The organism is Pseudomonas tohonis (assembly GCF_012767755.2).
GTDB lineage: Bacteria > Pseudomonadota > Gammaproteobacteria > Pseudomonadales > Pseudomonadaceae > Metapseudomonas > Metapseudomonas tohonis.
Genome location: NZ_AP023189.1, coordinates 5,457,612 through 5,471,575, shown reverse-complemented (window position 1 = coordinate 5,471,575; position 13,964 = coordinate 5,457,612). Strand labels below are relative to the sequence as shown.

Annotated in this window: 15 protein-coding genes; 7 read left to right on the top strand and 8 right to left on the bottom strand. The window is 66.0% G+C overall.

The features are described from left to right. Positions 1-636: 636 nt before the first annotated feature. Positions 637-1,416, bottom strand: a complete 780-nt coding sequence (gene yaaA, locus HSX14_RS25135; RefSeq protein ID WP_173172778.1) for a peroxide stress protein YaaA — start codon at positions 1,414-1,416, stop codon at positions 637-639. A 326-nt stretch (positions 1,417-1,742) separates the two neighbouring features. Between yaaA and HSX14_RS25130 the strand changes: the two genes are divergently transcribed. From HSX14_RS25130 to moaE, 6 genes are all read left to right on the top strand, one after another. Further along, a complete protein-coding gene (locus tag HSX14_RS25130) occupies positions 1,743-2,909 on the top strand; it encodes a tetratricopeptide repeat protein (RefSeq protein WP_228723648.1) in 1,167 nt (388 codons plus the stop codon). 56 nt (positions 2,910-2,965) lie between these two features. Further along, positions 2,966-4,096, top strand: a complete 1,131-nt coding sequence (locus HSX14_RS25125) for a polysaccharide deacetylase family protein (protein WP_173172783.1) — start codon at positions 2,966-2,968, stop codon at positions 4,094-4,096. 331 nt (positions 4,097-4,427) lie between these two features. Continuing rightward, positions 4,428-5,819, top strand: a complete 1,392-nt coding sequence (locus HSX14_RS25120; RefSeq protein WP_111260092.1) for a PhoH family protein — start codon at positions 4,428-4,430, stop codon at positions 5,817-5,819. Positions 5,820-5,935: 116 nt separating this feature from the next. Then, positions 5,936-6,406, top strand: coding sequence for a cyclic pyranopterin monophosphate synthase MoaC (moaC, locus tag HSX14_RS25115; RefSeq protein WP_173172785.1), 471 nt, complete (start codon positions 5,936-5,938; stop codon positions 6,404-6,406). 2 nt (positions 6,407-6,408) lie between these two features. Next, positions 6,409-6,657 carry a MoaD/ThiS family protein gene (locus tag HSX14_RS25110; protein ID WP_173172787.1) on the top strand — a complete coding sequence of 83 codons (249 nt, stop codon included), beginning with the start codon at positions 6,409-6,411 and terminating at the stop codon, positions 6,655-6,657. A gap of 2 nt (positions 6,658-6,659) precedes the next feature. Then, positions 6,660-7,112: a molybdopterin synthase catalytic subunit MoaE gene (moaE, locus tag HSX14_RS25105; RefSeq protein WP_173172789.1), complete on the top strand. Its 453-nt coding sequence runs from the start codon at positions 6,660-6,662 to the stop codon at positions 7,110-7,112. Between the two features lie 5 nt (positions 7,113-7,117). Here the strand turns inward: moaE and HSX14_RS25100 are convergent, their stop codons facing one another. From HSX14_RS25100 to HSX14_RS25090, 3 genes are all read right to left on the bottom strand, one after another. Beyond that, positions 7,118-7,540, bottom strand: a complete 423-nt coding sequence (locus HSX14_RS25100; protein WP_173172791.1) for a type II toxin-antitoxin system VapC family toxin — start codon at positions 7,538-7,540, stop codon at positions 7,118-7,120. Continuing rightward, on the bottom strand, positions 7,540-7,791 hold the full coding sequence (locus HSX14_RS25095) for a type II toxin-antitoxin system Phd/YefM family antitoxin (RefSeq protein ID WP_173172793.1): 252 nt from the start codon (positions 7,789-7,791) through the stop codon (positions 7,540-7,542). Before HSX14_RS25095 ends, HSX14_RS25100 begins: the two co-directional genes overlap by 1 nt. A gap of 67 nt (positions 7,792-7,858) precedes the next feature. Continuing rightward, a complete protein-coding gene (locus tag HSX14_RS25090) occupies positions 7,859-8,023 on the bottom strand; it encodes a hypothetical protein (RefSeq protein ID WP_173172795.1) in 165 nt (54 codons plus the stop codon). Positions 8,024-8,345: 322 nt separating this feature from the next. Here HSX14_RS25090 and HSX14_RS25085 point away from each other — a divergent pair, with 322 nt between their 5' ends. After that, positions 8,346-9,122, top strand: coding sequence for an ABC transporter substrate-binding protein (locus HSX14_RS25085; RefSeq protein WP_173172797.1), 777 nt, complete (start codon positions 8,346-8,348; stop codon positions 9,120-9,122). 218 nt (positions 9,123-9,340) lie between these two features. Here the strand turns inward: HSX14_RS25085 and HSX14_RS25080 are convergent, their stop codons facing one another. From HSX14_RS25080 to rhlB, 4 genes are all read right to left on the bottom strand, one after another. Next, the gene (locus HSX14_RS25080) at positions 9,341-9,982 is read right to left on the bottom strand and encodes a helix-turn-helix transcriptional regulator (RefSeq protein WP_173172799.1); all 642 of its coding nucleotides are present in this window, start codon (positions 9,980-9,982) and stop codon (positions 9,341-9,343) included. A gap of 73 nt (positions 9,983-10,055) precedes the next feature. Then, positions 10,056-11,180, bottom strand: coding sequence for an NAD(P)/FAD-dependent oxidoreductase (locus HSX14_RS25075; RefSeq protein ID WP_173172801.1), 1,125 nt, complete (start codon positions 11,178-11,180; stop codon positions 10,056-10,058). Next, positions 11,177-12,133 (bottom strand): ornithine cyclodeaminase family protein, encoded by a 957-nt coding sequence (locus HSX14_RS25070; protein ID WP_173172803.1) that lies wholly within the window; start codon positions 12,131-12,133, stop codon positions 11,177-11,179. The genes HSX14_RS25075 and HSX14_RS25070 overlap by 4 nt, the downstream gene beginning before the upstream one ends. 273 nt (positions 12,134-12,406) lie before the next feature. Then, positions 12,407-13,885 (bottom strand): ATP-dependent RNA helicase RhlB, encoded by a 1,479-nt coding sequence (gene rhlB, locus HSX14_RS25065; RefSeq protein WP_197970202.1) that lies wholly within the window; start codon positions 13,883-13,885, stop codon positions 12,407-12,409. Positions 13,886-13,964: the final 79 nt, after the last annotated feature.

The following is a 13,964-nucleotide window of genomic DNA, read 5'->3' as shown; positions in this document are numbered from 1 at the left end:
AACACCTGGCACCGAAACTGCGGGTACCTGAAGCGGAGCCTGTGAATTCGCTGGCTCCAAGGTTTCCTGGACTGATTACCTTACTGGCTCTTGTCCCTGGTTCTTGTCAGTCGATCCTGTGTCCAACTTCTCCTCTTAGTTCGCCTGTTTCGTTTCTGGCGCACAACTTCCCCCTCGGAGCATTCCGATACATGGGGGCAGTTTGGAATCACGCTGAAATATTGCGTGAAGAATTAAGCGTCGGGGTTATGAGTGTTCGGGTTTTCGGATAGTTCCTACCGTTCGTCATCAATTTGATTTGTTGCAATTCATCGACTACGGCCATTTGTAATTGCACCTTGATGGCAAACTTCGGGTGTTTCAACGGGCCGAAAAAGTTCCCTGTATTTAATGGATGCAAGCGCAGCGGTAGTTCGCTATCGCCCGTGCTAGAGCCTGCGCGCTGTTTACGCAACGGCGCGGAAGTTCCCTGGCCAGTTGTGAGGCAGGCGGTACGTTAGTTCCAGCGGCGATTAAAGGTGATGGCACCGGGCCGGCGCGCAGAAATGGCGGGAGGAGGAAACTTCGCCGATTGGACGACTCGCAGCGGAGCCGCCCAACCAATGGCAGGTTGTGGTGGGAAACGAGGCGGGGAAATCAGTCCTGCGGGGTGTCGCGGAGGAATACCAGCTTGTCCGGCGAGGAGGCTTCGGCGCTGTAGCGGTAGCCCTGGTAGTCGAAGTCCTTCAGGCCTTGCGGGTCGGTCAGGCGTTCCTTGATCACGTAGCGGGCCATCAGGCCGCGAGCCTTCTTGGCGTAGAAGCTGATGATCTTGTACTGGCCGTTCTTCAGGTCCTTGAATTCGGTGTCGATGATGCGGGCATCGAGGGCCTTGCGCTTCACCGAGCTGAAGTATTCGTTGGAGGCGAGGTTGAGCAGGATGTCGTCGCCCTGTTCGGCCAGTGCCTGGTTGAGCCAGGTGCTGATGCGATCACCCCAGAAGGCGTAGAGGTCCTTGCCCCGGGCGTTGGCCAGCTTGGTGCCCATCTCCAGGCGGTAGGGCTGCATCAGGTCCAGTGGGCGCAGCAGGCCGTAGAGGCCGGAGAGCATGCGCAGGTGGCGCTGGGCGAAGTCGAAGTCGGCTTCGGCGAAGCTCTCGGCGTCGAGCCCGGTATAGACGTCGCCCTTGAAGGCCAGCAGTGCCTGCTTTGCGTTCTCGGGGGTGAACGCCGGGTGCCAGCTGCCATAGCGCGCGGCGTTGAGGCCGGCGAGCTTGTCGGACAGGTGCATCAGCTCGGCGATGTCGCTCGGGGCCAGGGTGCGCAGTTGCTGGATCAGTTCCTGGGCGTGGTCCAGGTGCTGGGGCAGGGTGTGGCGCGGGGTCACCGGCGGGGTTTCATAGTCCAGGGTCTTGGCGGGGGAAATCACCAGCAGCATCGATTCGTCTCCTTCGGGAATGAGGCGATTCTAGGGATTTGCGGCGGTGGGCTCCACCTATGGGGACGATTGACGCTGTCGGTGCGTCCCGCGAGGGCCGGTGTCTCGCTGCGCGCAGGCTCTCCATCGGGACAGGCGGCATCGCTATTTGGCTCTGCCGCAGGTTCGGCTTCAGCCCAACCGTTGTCCGAGCCCTTTCCCTTGCCCGGTTGCCACGCATCACATCCGGCGCCCGGGGCGTTGCGCTATAGTGCGGCGCCCGGCGCGTGCGCCGGCCCCCTCTCATCCACTTTGACAAGGAGGTCGCAGTGAAGACCCTCTCGAGAATCGCCCTATCCCTGCTGCTGGGTTCCGGTGCCGTCCTGGCCCAGGCCGAGCAGTTGCCCATCGAAGTGCTCAGCGCCGTGGTCAAGGACCAGAAGATCGAAGGCGCCGAGGTGCTGGTGCAGAAGAACGGCGCGCAGACCGCCAGCGGCAAGACCGACGCCCAGGGCCAGGTGACGCTGGACAGCGCCTTCGCCGACGACGCCGACAGCCTGCTGATCATCAAGAAGCCCGGCTACTCAAACCTCGTCGCCAAGTGCCCGTGCAAGGGCATGACCTACGCGGTGAGCCCGGTGATGCAGGACCTGGACGGCATGCGCATCGTGCTGAGCTGGGGCGAGACCCCGGCGGACCTCGATTCGCACATCGCCTTCCCCGGCAACCACATCTATTTCGACGCCAAGGAAGGCACCGACGCCGACCTGGACGTGGACGACACCGACAGCTTCGGCCCGGAAACCATCACCCTGCACAAGAAGCGCTTCGGCGAGAGCTATGTGTACGCGGTGCATGACTTCACCAACATCAACAACCCGTCGTCCAAGGCACTGTCGGCCAGCCAGGCCAAGGTCTTCGTCTATGTCGGCCAGTCCCTGGTGCGCACCTACTACGTGCCGAAGGACCAGCGCGGCAACCTGTGGAAGGTGTTCCGCCTGTCCGGCAACGGCGACTTCCAGGACATCAACACCCTCGAAGGCAGCAAGGCCGAGGACGCCAACTACGTGCTCGGCGACATCGAGCCGCTGCTGGGCAATGGCCAGGACGTGGCCGCCCAGGCCGTGACCCAGGCCGCCCAGGGCGACGCCAAGGCGCTGAACAAGCAGGGCGAAGCCGCCTACCACGACGGCAAGCTGGACCAGGCCATCGACCTCTATCGCCAGGCCATCGAGCTCAATGCCAACTTCGGCCAGGCCTACAGCAACCTGGGCCTGGCCTACCAGAAGGCCGGCCGCACCGCCGAGGCCATCTGGGCCAACCGCAAGGCCATCGCCCTGGCCAGCGGTGCCAGCGCGGCCACCGTGCGTGCCAGCTCCTACTACAACATCGCGCGCATCTATGAAGAGGCCGAGCAGTTCGACGACGCCCTGCGCCATTACCACCTGGCCAAGGAGCAGAAGGCCAACCCGGTGTACGACAAGGCGATCCAGCGGGTCCAGGATCGCCACTGATCTTCCCCGACACCAGCGCGCCCTTCGGGGCGCGTTTTTCATTGGAGTGCAGGTTCATGTTCAGAGTCATTTCCCTGGGGCTCGTCCTGGCCCTTGGCGCAGGCGCTGCCCAGGCCGCCGGCCCTCGGGCGGTCGCCACCCTCGACCGCAGCACCTGGCCCGCCGCGCTGGACAGCCCGGCGGCCTTCGACGATGCCTCGCGGGCGGAGATCCTGGTGTTCGCCCAGGCCCTGCTGCAGAGCGAGACGCTGGATGCCGGCGCCTGGCAGCGGCGCCTGGACCTGAAGGCGGTCAACCTCAATGGGATCGACACGGTGCGCAGGCATTTCTGGGCGCGCCTTGTGGATAACTATCGGCTGGCCAGCCAGGGCTGCTCGGCGGCCAGCCCCTTCTGCCCGCCGGCGAGCGACGAGGCCGCGCTGCGCGAGCAGGCGAAGCGCTTCGATGTGGCGCCGGATTCGCCCTTCTTCGCCTGGGCCGAGGCCAGTCGCCGCTTCCACCAGGTCTACCTCGACGAAGAGATGCGCCTGGCCGCGCTGTTCCCCCGGATCAGCAGCGAGATCGGCCTGTTCTCCGCGCAGGAGCGCAACGGCGAGGAGCTGGCGGACCGGCACTTCCTGCTGACCTTCGACGATGGCCCGGCGCCGGTGGGCGGCCACAGCGACCGCATCACCACCTGGCTGCGGGAGAACGGCGTCAACGGCACCTTCTTCGTCCTCGGCCAGAGCCTGCAGGCGCGCCTGCAGAAGACCTCGCCCGAGGCACTGAACGCGCTCTATGCCGGCCAGTGCGTCGCCTCCCACGGCTGGGAGCACAAGTCCCACGCCAGCTGGGATCAGTGGCAGGACTCGGTGACCCGCGTGCAGGCGCTGCTGGGCAAGGCGCTGCCGGACAGGGCCGTTCCGCTGTTCCGCCCGCCCTATGGCCAGCGCCAGGCCGACAGCGGCGCCTTCTTCGCCGGGCAGGGGCTGCGCGTGGCGCTGTGGAACATCGATTCCCAGGACTGGAACGCCCGCATCAGCGGCGACGTGGCCGGCCAGCGCGTGCTCAGCCTGATGCTGCTGTGGCGGCGTGGCGTGATCCTCTTCCACGACATCCACGCCAAGGCGCAGACGGCGGTGCCCTGGCTGCACGCGCAAACGGGCGCGGCGGGGCTGACCTGGGAAGATTGTCGGGCGTATCGGTAGGGAAGGGTGACCGGGGCGGTCGGAATGCGGGAAGAGCGGTGACAGGACTTTCGACTTTAGCGACGGCCAGGGATGGCGCCAAGGGTTTTTCGTCGCCTGGAAAAAAAAGCGGCCGGCGGTGAAAAAGTACTTTTTTCTGTCATCCGTATTGGGTTATTAACGAATCAGACCGCCGAATCCTGAAGACAGGTGGCGGCCCCAGGCCCTCACCTCTGCTTCTCGGGCTCCCTTGGCGACCGGCATGACCCGGCCAGATGGGGACGGTGGTCCTTCCTCGGCGGAGAGCCGTCATGGCATTCCGTCGCCCGGACCGACAAGAAGGTGACCGAGTATGGATGATCACGGACGCGCCCGCCCCACCGCTCCAACCCTCTACGCCCTCGATACCAACGTTCTGATCCACGATCCCAACGCCATCCTCAACTTCGAAGAACACCACGTGGCCATCCCCATGACCGTGCTGGAGGAACTCGACAAGCTGAAGACGGGCAAGCAAGGCGTAGCCGCCGAATGCCGCCAGGCCATCCGGCTGATCGACAAGATCCTGGGCGAGGCCTCGCCCGAGCAAGTGGAGCACGGCGTACCTATCCAGCGGGAAAAGAGCGGCCCCTGCGGCTTCCTCTCGATACTCATGAGCAAGAGCGCAGCCCCCATCACCTGGCTGCCCGAAGACCTGAACGACAACAAGATCATCAACCAACTGGTGGAATTGAAGACCCGCCGCCCGGGCATGGCCGTGGTGCTGGTGACCAAGGACATCAACATGCGCCTGAAGGCGCGCGCCTGCGGCATCGACTCGGAGGACTACCACACCGACCAACTGGTGGACGACGTCTCGCTGCTTTCCCGTGGCTACCACACCATGGCCGGCTCGTTCTGGGAGCGCGTGAGCAAGGTGGAGACCCGCCAGGACCACGGCCGCACCTGGCACCGCGTGCAACTCACCGACAACCTGCCGGCGGTCCACGTCAACGAGTTCATCGTCGACGAGCAGGGCTTCGTCGGCTGGATCAAGGGCATCAAGGCCGATGAGCTGCTGATCCTCGACCTGCACCAGGAACCCTTGCTGCACCAGGAAGCCTGGGGCCTGCGCCCGCGTGACATCTACCAGGCCCTGGCGCTGTTCGCCTTGCTCGACCCGGACATCCACCTGGTCAATCTCTCGGGTGCGGCGGGCTCCGGCAAGACCATCCTGGCGCTGGCGGCGGCCATCGAGCAGACCATGGTCAGCAAGCGCTACCGGCGCATCATCGCCACCCGCAGCGTGCAGGGGCTGGACCAGGAGATCGGCTTCCTGCCCGGCACCGAGGCCGAGAAGATGGAGCCCTGGCTGGGCGCCATCACCGATAACCTCGAAGCCCTGCACATGGACGACGAGAGCACCCATGGCAGCGTCGACTACATCCTCAGCAAGGTGCCGCTGCAGTTCAAATCCCTCAACTACATACGCGGGCGCAGCTTCCAGCAGAGCCTAATCCTGATCGACGAGTGCCAGAACCTGACGCCGCACCAGATGAAGACCATCATCACCCGTGCCGGCACCGGCTCGAAGGTGATCTGCCTGGGCAACCTGGCGCAGATCGATACCCCCTACCTGTCCGCTCCCAGCTCCGGCCTGACCTACCTCACCGAGCGCTTCAAGGACTTCCCCCATGGCGTGCACATCACCCTGCAGGGCGTGCCCCGCTCGGTGCTGGCGGAATACGCCGAAACCCACATGTGACGAACGGCCGCCGGGCGGAGCGATCCGCCCGGCGAAAGGCCTTCGATAATCCTGGGATTTGTATACAATCCGCCTCCTGCGGGCCCTTTCGTGGTGCCCGCCAGAGGAGCCAAGCCGTGTTGACCCATCTCGATTCCCAAGGCCGCGCCAGCATGGTCGACGTCACCGAAAAAGCGGTGACCGCCCGTGAGGCGACGGCCGAAGCGCGGGTGCGCATGCGCCCCGAAACCCTCGCCATGATCCAGTCCGGCGGCCACCCCAAGGGCGACGTGTTCGCCGTGGCGCGCATCGCCGGCATCCAGGCAGCGAAGAAGACCTCGGACCTGATCCCTCTGTGCCACCCGCTGATGCTCACCAGCGTCAAGGTCGAACTCAGCGCCGAGGGCGACGACGCGGTGCGCATCGTCGCCCGCTGCAAGCTGGCCGGGCAGACCGGAGTGGAAATGGAAGCGCTGACCGCCGCCAGCGTCGCCGCCCTGACCCTCTACGACATGTGCAAGGCGGTGGATCGCGGCATGACCATCGAAAGCGTCCGCCTGCTGGAAAAGCTCGGCGGCAAGAGCGGCCATTACCAGGCCGGGGAGTGAAGATGATTCGCGTGCAGTATTTCGCCCGTTACCGTGAAGCGCTCGGCCTCGATGGCGAGCAGCTCGCCTGGGACCCGGCGTTCGCGAAGCTGGATGACCTGCGCCGCCGCCTGCTGGGCCGTGGCGGCGTGTGGGAGGTGCTCGACGAGCAGAACCTGATGTGCGCCCGCAACCAGGAGCTGTGCAGCCTCGACGAGGCCCTGGCCGATGGCGACGAGGTCGCCTTCTTCCCCACCGTGAGCGGGGGCTGAGCATGGGCATTCGCGTACAGGCCGCGGCCTTCGACCCCGGCACCGAGCTGAACGCCCTGCATGCGGCCAACGTCGGCGTCGGCGCGGTGGTCGGCTTCGTCGGCTATGTGCGCGACTTCAACGAGGGCCAGGATGTTTCCGGGATGTTCCTCGAACACTACCCGGGCATGACCGAGAAGGCCCTGGAGAAGATCGCCACGGAGGCGCGGCAGCGCTGGCCGCTGCTCAAGGTCGACATCCTCCACCGCATCGGCCGCCTGGAACCGGGCGAGCCGATCGTCTTCGTCGGCACCGCCAGCGCCCACCGCCAGGCGGCGTTCGACGCCTGCAACTTCATCATGGACTACCTCAAGACCCGTGCCCCCTTCTGGAAGAAGGAAGACACCGCCGAAGGCCCGCGCTGGGTCGAAGGGCGCTGCAGCGACCAGGCGGCGGCGCGGCGCTGGGAAGGCTGAGTTACTCAGCCCTGGCTCCAGGGATTGATCAACGGCACGCCCGTGCCTTCGAAGTCCGCAAGGTTGCGCGTCACCACCGTCAGTCCATGGACCAGGGCGGTGGCGGCGATCAGCGCATCCCGCTCGCTTTTCCGGTCCGGCACATGCAGGCGCGCACAGGCCAGCGCGACGGTGGCGTCCACCGCGAGTACCCGGCCGGCGAAACCGGGCAGCACCTGCTGGTTCAGCCAGGTACGCAGCAGCGCACCCTGAGCGGCATCCTTGCGCTCGATGCCCAGCACACCGGTTTCCAGTTCCATCAGGCTGATGGCCGAAAGGTAGAGCGTCTTGGCGTTCACCGAACCGGCCCAGGTGACCACGCCTTGATCGGCGCGGCCCTGGCGGGCCTTGCGCAGTTCGGAAACGACATTGGTATCGAGCAGGAACATCAGTCGAGGTCCGCCGGCTTGTGATTGATCTCGGCGCGGGGCGGGTCGAACTCCACTTCGGCGTCGGCAGGCATGGCCAGCAACTCGACGATGCTCGCCTGGTGACCGGCGAGGGCCTGGTAGTCCTCGATGCTCATCAGTACGTGGGAGGGCCTGCCGCGATCCGTTATGAATACCGGGCCGGACAGGGCTGCTTTCTTGGCGCCGCTGGTGTCCTGGTTGAACTCGCGGCTGGAGAGGGTGGTAGGCATGGGAATCGTCCTCCGAAGAAATGTAGAGATGTTACTACATGAGTTCGTTGGTCGTAGTCCGAAAGGCTCAGCCCAGCTCGATGTACATCTTCAATAGGATGGGCGCGAACATCGAGGCCGTGCCCAGGCCTGTCAACCAGACTCCCCATTCCCTCTCGCGGTTGCTGAAGCCGATGCCAAGCATGAGGAAGCCTGCGACGAGCAGGCCGATCATGATGTGCACGTTGTCCATGCTGTTCTCCATTGCGTCCGGGACCTGATTCCAGACTAGTTGCCGCTGCGCGCCCGCGTGCTGACGCGGGTCATTTGCGTTGGATCGGCGCGGCCATCGGGGCGTGGAAATGAGCTGGACGGCGATTGACGATTTGTACGAATAAGTCCAGAGTGGACAAATAAGTACAAATCAGGGCTGCGCCATGCACGCTACCTTTCTCGATCGCGGTCCACTCGGCGGCTGGAGTTCTTCCGGCTGCGCTTCTCTGCCCTCCATCAACGCCCACACGAACCGGCCCACCGTCCTGGCGGGCCCAGCTATGCATCGCGGGAGTCGCACCATGAAGAAAATCGTACTGCTCGGCGGTATCGCCCTGAGCCTCGTGGCATCCAGCCTGTTCGCCGCCGACAAGCCCCTGCGCCTGGGGATCGAGGCCGCCTATCCGCCGTTCGCCTACAAGACCCCGGCAGGGCAGATCGAGGGGTTCGACTACGACATCGGCAATGCGCTGTGCGAGGAGATGAAGGTCAAGTGCCAGTGGATCGAACAGGAGTTCGATGGCCTGATCCCCTCGCTGAAGGTGAAGAAGGTGGATGCCATCCTGTCGTCCATGACCATCACCGACGAGCGTCGCAAGTCGGTGGATTTCACCCACAAGTACTATTACAGCCCCGCGCGCCTGGCGATGAAGAAGGGCAGTGCGGTGAGCGATGACTTCGCCCAGCTGGTGGGCAAGACCGTCGGCACCCAGCGTTCCACCACCACCGACCGTTTCGCCACCGAGGTGCTCGAGCCCAAGGGTGTGAAGGTGGTGCGCTACAGCACCCAGAACGAGATCTACCTGGACCTGCTCTCCGGGCGCCTGGATGCGGTGCTGGCGGACGCTTTCCCGCTCAACGAAGGCTTCCTCAAGACGGATAACGGCAAGGACTACGAGTTCGTCGGCCCGGTGCTGAAGGACCCGCACTACTTCGGCGAGGGCGCCGGCATCGCCGTGCGCAAGGGCGATGCCGAACTGCGCGACAAGCTCGACGCGGCCATCACCGCCCTGCGCGCCAATGGCACCTACCAGAAGATCCAGGCGAAATACTTCGACTTCGACATCTACGGGGATTGAGGTGGAACGGGGCGGTGCGATACGCCGCCCGGGTTTCCGGCGTGAGGAGCGCCCGTAGGTTGGCGCCGAGCGCAGCGAGGCCCAACGTTTGCCGGTGAGCCCGATCGCGAATGAATTCGCTCCCACAGGGTGTGGGCCGTAGGTCGGGTGCAACCCGGCGGTTTCGAGATCGCCTGGAGTGGCCGGTGCGCGGCACCGCTGGGCGAATGAATGCGCCACTACATATCGGTTTCGGGTTCTTCCTTGAGTTCGCGCAGGTGCTTGTAGACGGTGGCGCGGCCCATGTTGAGGACGTTGGCGACGTAGTTGGCCGCGCTCTTGCCCTTGAAGGCACCCTCGGCGTGCAGGGCCAGGACCAGCTCGCGCTTGTGCTCGCGGCTGAGCAGGTTGAGGCCGAGCTGGCGCTGGCGCATCCAGTTGTGCAGGAAGGTGTTGATGCGTTCCTGCCAGTCGTCGCGGAACAGCGCGTCGGGCTGGGGGATCAGCTTGCCCGGGGCGAGGAACAGGTCCAGGGCCGCCTTGGCGCTCTCGAACAGCGAGATGTTGAGGTTGATGCACAGCACTGCCAGCGGCTTGCCCTTGGCGTCCTGCAGCACGGTGCTGACGGAGCGGATCTTCTGCCCGTCCCAGTTGAGCTTCTCGTAGGGGCCGATGTTCCGCTCCTCGCCGCCATCCTCAAGCATGTCTTCCAGGGCCGCGTCGTCGCCGATGCTGCGCTTGGAGATGTTGTTGGCGATGTAGGCGACCTTCTGCGTGCGCAGGTCGTGCACCACCACCTCGGCATGGGGGAAGAACAGGGTGGCGATGCCGTCGGCTATGGCCCGGAAGTTGTCGAATGCCGGATCGGGACGAGGCGTCATGGAAGGCTCCGCAAAGGCTTGGCCGCGCCCCCTTGGCGCGGCCGGGCGAGTGTGGCGCAAAGCGCGCCGGGCGTCACCTGAGGCGGGCCGGGGAGAGCATCGCCGCATTCAGGCCGAAGCGGCCCAGGTGTTCCGGCAGCGGCTGGCGCAGGATCAGGCTGGCACTGGCCTCGCCCATGGCTGCCGAGGTCTGGATGCCGTAGCCGCCCTGGCCGGCGACCCAGAAGAAGCCCGGCGCCTGGTCGTCGTAGCCGGCCACCAGGTCGCCGTCGGCGAAGAACGAGCGCAGCCCGGCCCAGGTCCGGGCGGGGCGGCGGATGCTCATGTGGGTGTGCTCCTCGATCTGGTAGATGCCCAGGGCGATGTCCAGCTCTTCGGGCTGCACGTCGTGGGCGTCCACCGGGTCGGCGTTGGCCGGCGAGCCCAGCAGCATGCCGGCGTCGGGCTTGAAGTAGAAGGATTCGTCCAGGCTCACCAGCGCCGGCCAGGCATGGCTGTCGACGCCTTCCGGCGCGGCGAAGATGAAGGCTGCGCGGCGTTTCGGTTGCAGGCCCAGCGGGCGCACGCCGGCGAGGGTGGCGAGGCCGTCGCACCAGGCGCCGGCGGCGTTGACCAGCACGGGCGCGGTGAACTCGCCCTGGCCGGTGGTGACGCGCCACAGGTCCGCCTCGCGGCTGATGGCCCGCACCTCATGGCCGGTGTGCATGCTGCCGCCGTTGCGGCGGATGCCACGCAGGTAGCCCTGGTGCAGGGCGTCGGTGTCGATGTCGGCGGCGCTGGGGTCGAGCATGGCGCCGAAGACCTTTTCCCGGCGCAGCACGGGCACCAGGGCGCAGGCCTGGTCGGCGTCCAGCAGTTGCACCTCGGGAACGCTTTCGCGGGCGCTGTCGAACTGGCGGCGCAATTCATCCGGGTCGTTGTTGAAGTCCACCACCATCTCGCCCCGGGGCGTGAGGATGGGGTGTTCGCTGAAGCCTTGCGGCGGGTTGTCGAAGAAGGCCCGGCTGGCGCCGGTCAGGGCGCGCACCTGGGGCGTCCCGTAGGCGACTGTGTAGAGCGCGGCGGAGCGGCCGGTGGAGTGGTAGCCGGGGTGCTCCTCGCGTTCCAGCACGGCGACCTTGCCCTGGCGGGACAGCCAGTAGCCGGTGGAGGCGCCGGCGATGCCCGCACCGATGATGATGAAGTCCACCTGGTTCATGCCGATTCCTCGCACTTGAGGTGATAGAGCGCGTTGGCCAGGGCGACGTCTTCGAGGCCGAGGCCAATGGAGCGGAAGAATACCGGACGCCTGTAGTCGGGGCGTGGTGCGCGGTCGGCGAGCAGTTCGGGCAGGTCGCCGCGCAGTGCGTCGACGTTCCAGCCGTGCTGTTCGGCGGCGATGCGCATCTCGCCGGCGCTGCCGGGCGTGGTGGCGCGGTAGTCGCAATAGACGTCCATTTCCGCCAGGGCCTGGGGCGGCACTTCATGGGCGCGCGGGGCGTTGGTGCTGATGGAGGTGACCAGCGTGGCGCGGCCGAGTTGGCGTGGGTCCAGCACCGGGGCGGCGGACGAGGTGCACAGCAGGATCACCTCGGCGTCGGCCAGGGCGGCGTCCTGGGTGGCGCAGACTTCCACGCGCGGGTCGAGGGCACGCAGGCCTTCGGCACGCTCGCTGTCGGGCAGGAGGCGTGGCGAGTACACGCGCACCTGCTGCCAGGGGCGCAGGGCCAGGCAATGACGGATATGCGCGCGGGCCACGGCGCCGCTGCCGATCACCGCCAGCTGCGTGACGCCGGCCGGGGCCAGGGCATCGACCGCCACGGCGGTGGTGGCGGCGGTGCGTTCGGTGGTCAGGGTGGCGGCGTCGCAGAGCATCAGCGGCTGGCCGCTGGCCATGGACATCAGCAGGGTCCAGGCGGTGACCACGGCGCCATCCGGGCGCGGCAGGTAGGGCGAGGTCTTGACCCCGTAGACCTGCTCGCGGGCCAGCACGCCGAGGTAGTTGATGAAGTCGCCGCCACCGGGGAATTCCACCAGTTGCTGCGCCGGTTGCACCGCGTCACCGGCGGCGAGGTCGAGGAACATGCGGCGCAGGGCGTCCTGCACGTCGATGCGTTGCAGCAGGCGTTCGGCTTCGGCAGAAGGGACGACCAGGGGGAGGACGCTGGACATGGTGGGGCTCCGATATAAACAATTTGTCCATATTGGAATTTATTGTCTTGATCGGCAAGGGGCGGGCGACAGGGCGCAAGGAAATGGCGCCTGGGTGAAAATTCCATCTGCGAGGGGAAGGGTGTCTTGGGGGAAAGGAGAGGCGGTAGGCTGAAGCGGAGCGCCGCCCGGCCCACCCTACGCCCCGCTCGGCCTGTGCCTGCTGATGTGTGGGGCGGAAATGAAAAAGGCGAAGCCCGGGGGCTTCGCCTTTTCTGTGCGCGACCGTTGCGATCAGTGCTTGCGCGGCACCGACTTGAGCAGCTCGGCGGGCGGGGTTTCGCAGTTGATCTTGCGACCCAGCAGTTCCTCGATCGGCGGCAGGGCGAAGGCATCGTCCTCGCCGGCGAAGCTGATGGACGTGCCGCTGGTGCCGGCACGGCCGGTACGGCCGATGCGGTGCACGTAGTCGTCCGGGTCTTCCGGCAGGGTGAAGTTGATGACGTGGCTGATGCCGTCGACGTGAATGCCGCGGCCGGCGACGTCGGTGGCGACCAGTACGCGGATCTTGCCTTCGCGGAAGCCTTCCAGGGTCTTGATGCGCTTGTGCTGGGGCACGTCGCCGGACATCTGGGCGGCGCTGATGCCGTCCTTGGTCAGGCGTTCCTCGATGCGGCGCACCTCGTCCTTGCGGTTGGCGAAGACCATCACCCGTTCCCAGTTGTTCTGGGCGACCAGGTTGTAGAGCAGCTTGTACTTGTCGCTGCCGGCGACGGCGTAGACGTGCTGCTCGACGGTGTCGCTGGCGACGTTCTCCGGCTCGATCTCGACGATGGCCGGTTCGACGGTCCACTGCTTGGCGAGGTTCATCACGTCATCGGTGAAGGTGGCGGAGAACAGCAGGGTCTGGCGCTCGCCCTTGGGCGGGGTCTGGCGGATGATCTGGCGGACCTGCGGGATGAAGCCCATGTCGAGCATGCGGTCGGCTTCGTCCAGCACCATCACCTCGACCATGTCCAGGTGCACGTCGCCGCGCTGGTTGAAGTCCAGCAGGCGGCCGGGGGTGGCCACGAGGATGTCGCAGAAGCGCGACTCCAGCTGCTTGAGCTGCTTGTCGAAGTCCATGCCGCCGACGAAGCTCATCACGTTCAGGCCGGTGTACTTGGTCAGGGCCTGGGCGTCCTTGGCGATCTGCACCACCAGCTCGCGGGTCGGCGCGATGATCAGCGCGCGGGGCTCGCCCATGTAGCGCTCTTTCGGCGGCGGGGTCTGCAGCAGCTGGGTGATGATCGAGATCAGGAAGGCGGCGGTCTTGCCGGTGCCGGTCTGGGCGCGGCCGATGGCGTCCTGGCCCTTGAGGGTGAAGCCCAGTACGCCCGCCTGGATCGGCGTGCAGTAGGGGAAGCCCAGGTCGTGGATGGCGTGCATCAGGGTCGGTGCCAGCTTGAAGTCGTGGAAGCGGGTCTTGCCTTCCATCGGCTCCACCACGAAGTCTTCCAGCTTCCAGGTGTCCACCGGTTTGGGCGGGCGCTCGCGGCGCGGCTTGTCTGTCCGGGGCTTGTCGCTGCGGGGCTTCTTCTCGGCGCGGGGGGCCTGCTCGGCAGCGGCGGGGGTGGCGGGTTTTTCAGCCGGGGCGCGCGGCGCCTTCTTGGGCTGGGCGGGGCGTTTTTCGCTCTCGGTGCGAGTCGGGGCCTGGGTGGCCGGGGCGGTCGGGGCGACGCCGGAGACGGGCTCTTCGCCCTTGCCAAAGATTTTTTTGAGTGCTTTGAGCACGGTCATCTCGTCGATTGGTTAAGGAATGAACGGGCGCCAGTGTAAAGCAAGATGTCATCGCGGCGAAGTGCCCTGGCGG

Bases quoted from the DNA above. Each gene is read 5' to 3' on its own strand.
- HSX14_RS25090 (WP_173172795.1), bottom strand. From the start codon at position 8,023: ATGGACAACGTGCACATCATGATCGGCCTGCTCGTCGCAGGCTTCCTC.
- HSX14_RS25085 (WP_173172797.1), top strand. From the start codon at position 8,346: ATGAAGAAAATCGTACTGCTCGGCGGTATCGCCCTGAGCCTCGTGGCA.
- yaaA (WP_173172778.1), bottom strand. From the start codon at position 1,416: ATGCTGCTGGTGATTTCCCCCGCCAAGACCCTGGACTATGAAACCCCG.
- HSX14_RS25080 (WP_173172799.1), bottom strand. From the start codon at position 9,982: ATGACGCCTCGTCCCGATCCGGCATTCGACAACTTCCGGGCCATAGCC.
- HSX14_RS25075 (WP_173172801.1), bottom strand. From the start codon at position 11,180: ATGAACCAGGTGGACTTCATCATCATCGGTGCGGGCATCGCCGGCGCC.
- HSX14_RS25095 (WP_173172793.1), bottom strand. From the start codon at position 7,791: ATGCCTACCACCCTCTCCAGCCGCGAGTTCAACCAGGACACCAGCGGC.
- HSX14_RS25110 (WP_173172787.1), top strand. From the start codon at position 6,409: ATGATTCGCGTGCAGTATTTCGCCCGTTACCGTGAAGCGCTCGGCCTC.
- HSX14_RS25120 (WP_111260092.1), top strand. From the start codon at position 4,428: ATGGATGATCACGGACGCGCCCGCCCCACCGCTCCAACCCTCTACGCC.
- HSX14_RS25125 (WP_173172783.1), top strand. From the start codon at position 2,966: ATGTTCAGAGTCATTTCCCTGGGGCTCGTCCTGGCCCTTGGCGCAGGC.
- HSX14_RS25100 (WP_173172791.1), bottom strand. From the start codon at position 7,540: ATGTTCCTGCTCGATACCAATGTCGTTTCCGAACTGCGCAAGGCCCGC.
- moaE (WP_173172789.1), top strand. From the start codon at position 6,660: ATGGGCATTCGCGTACAGGCCGCGGCCTTCGACCCCGGCACCGAGCTG.
- HSX14_RS25070 (WP_173172803.1), bottom strand. From the start codon at position 12,133: ATGTCCAGCGTCCTCCCCCTGGTCGTCCCTTCTGCCGAAGCCGAACGC.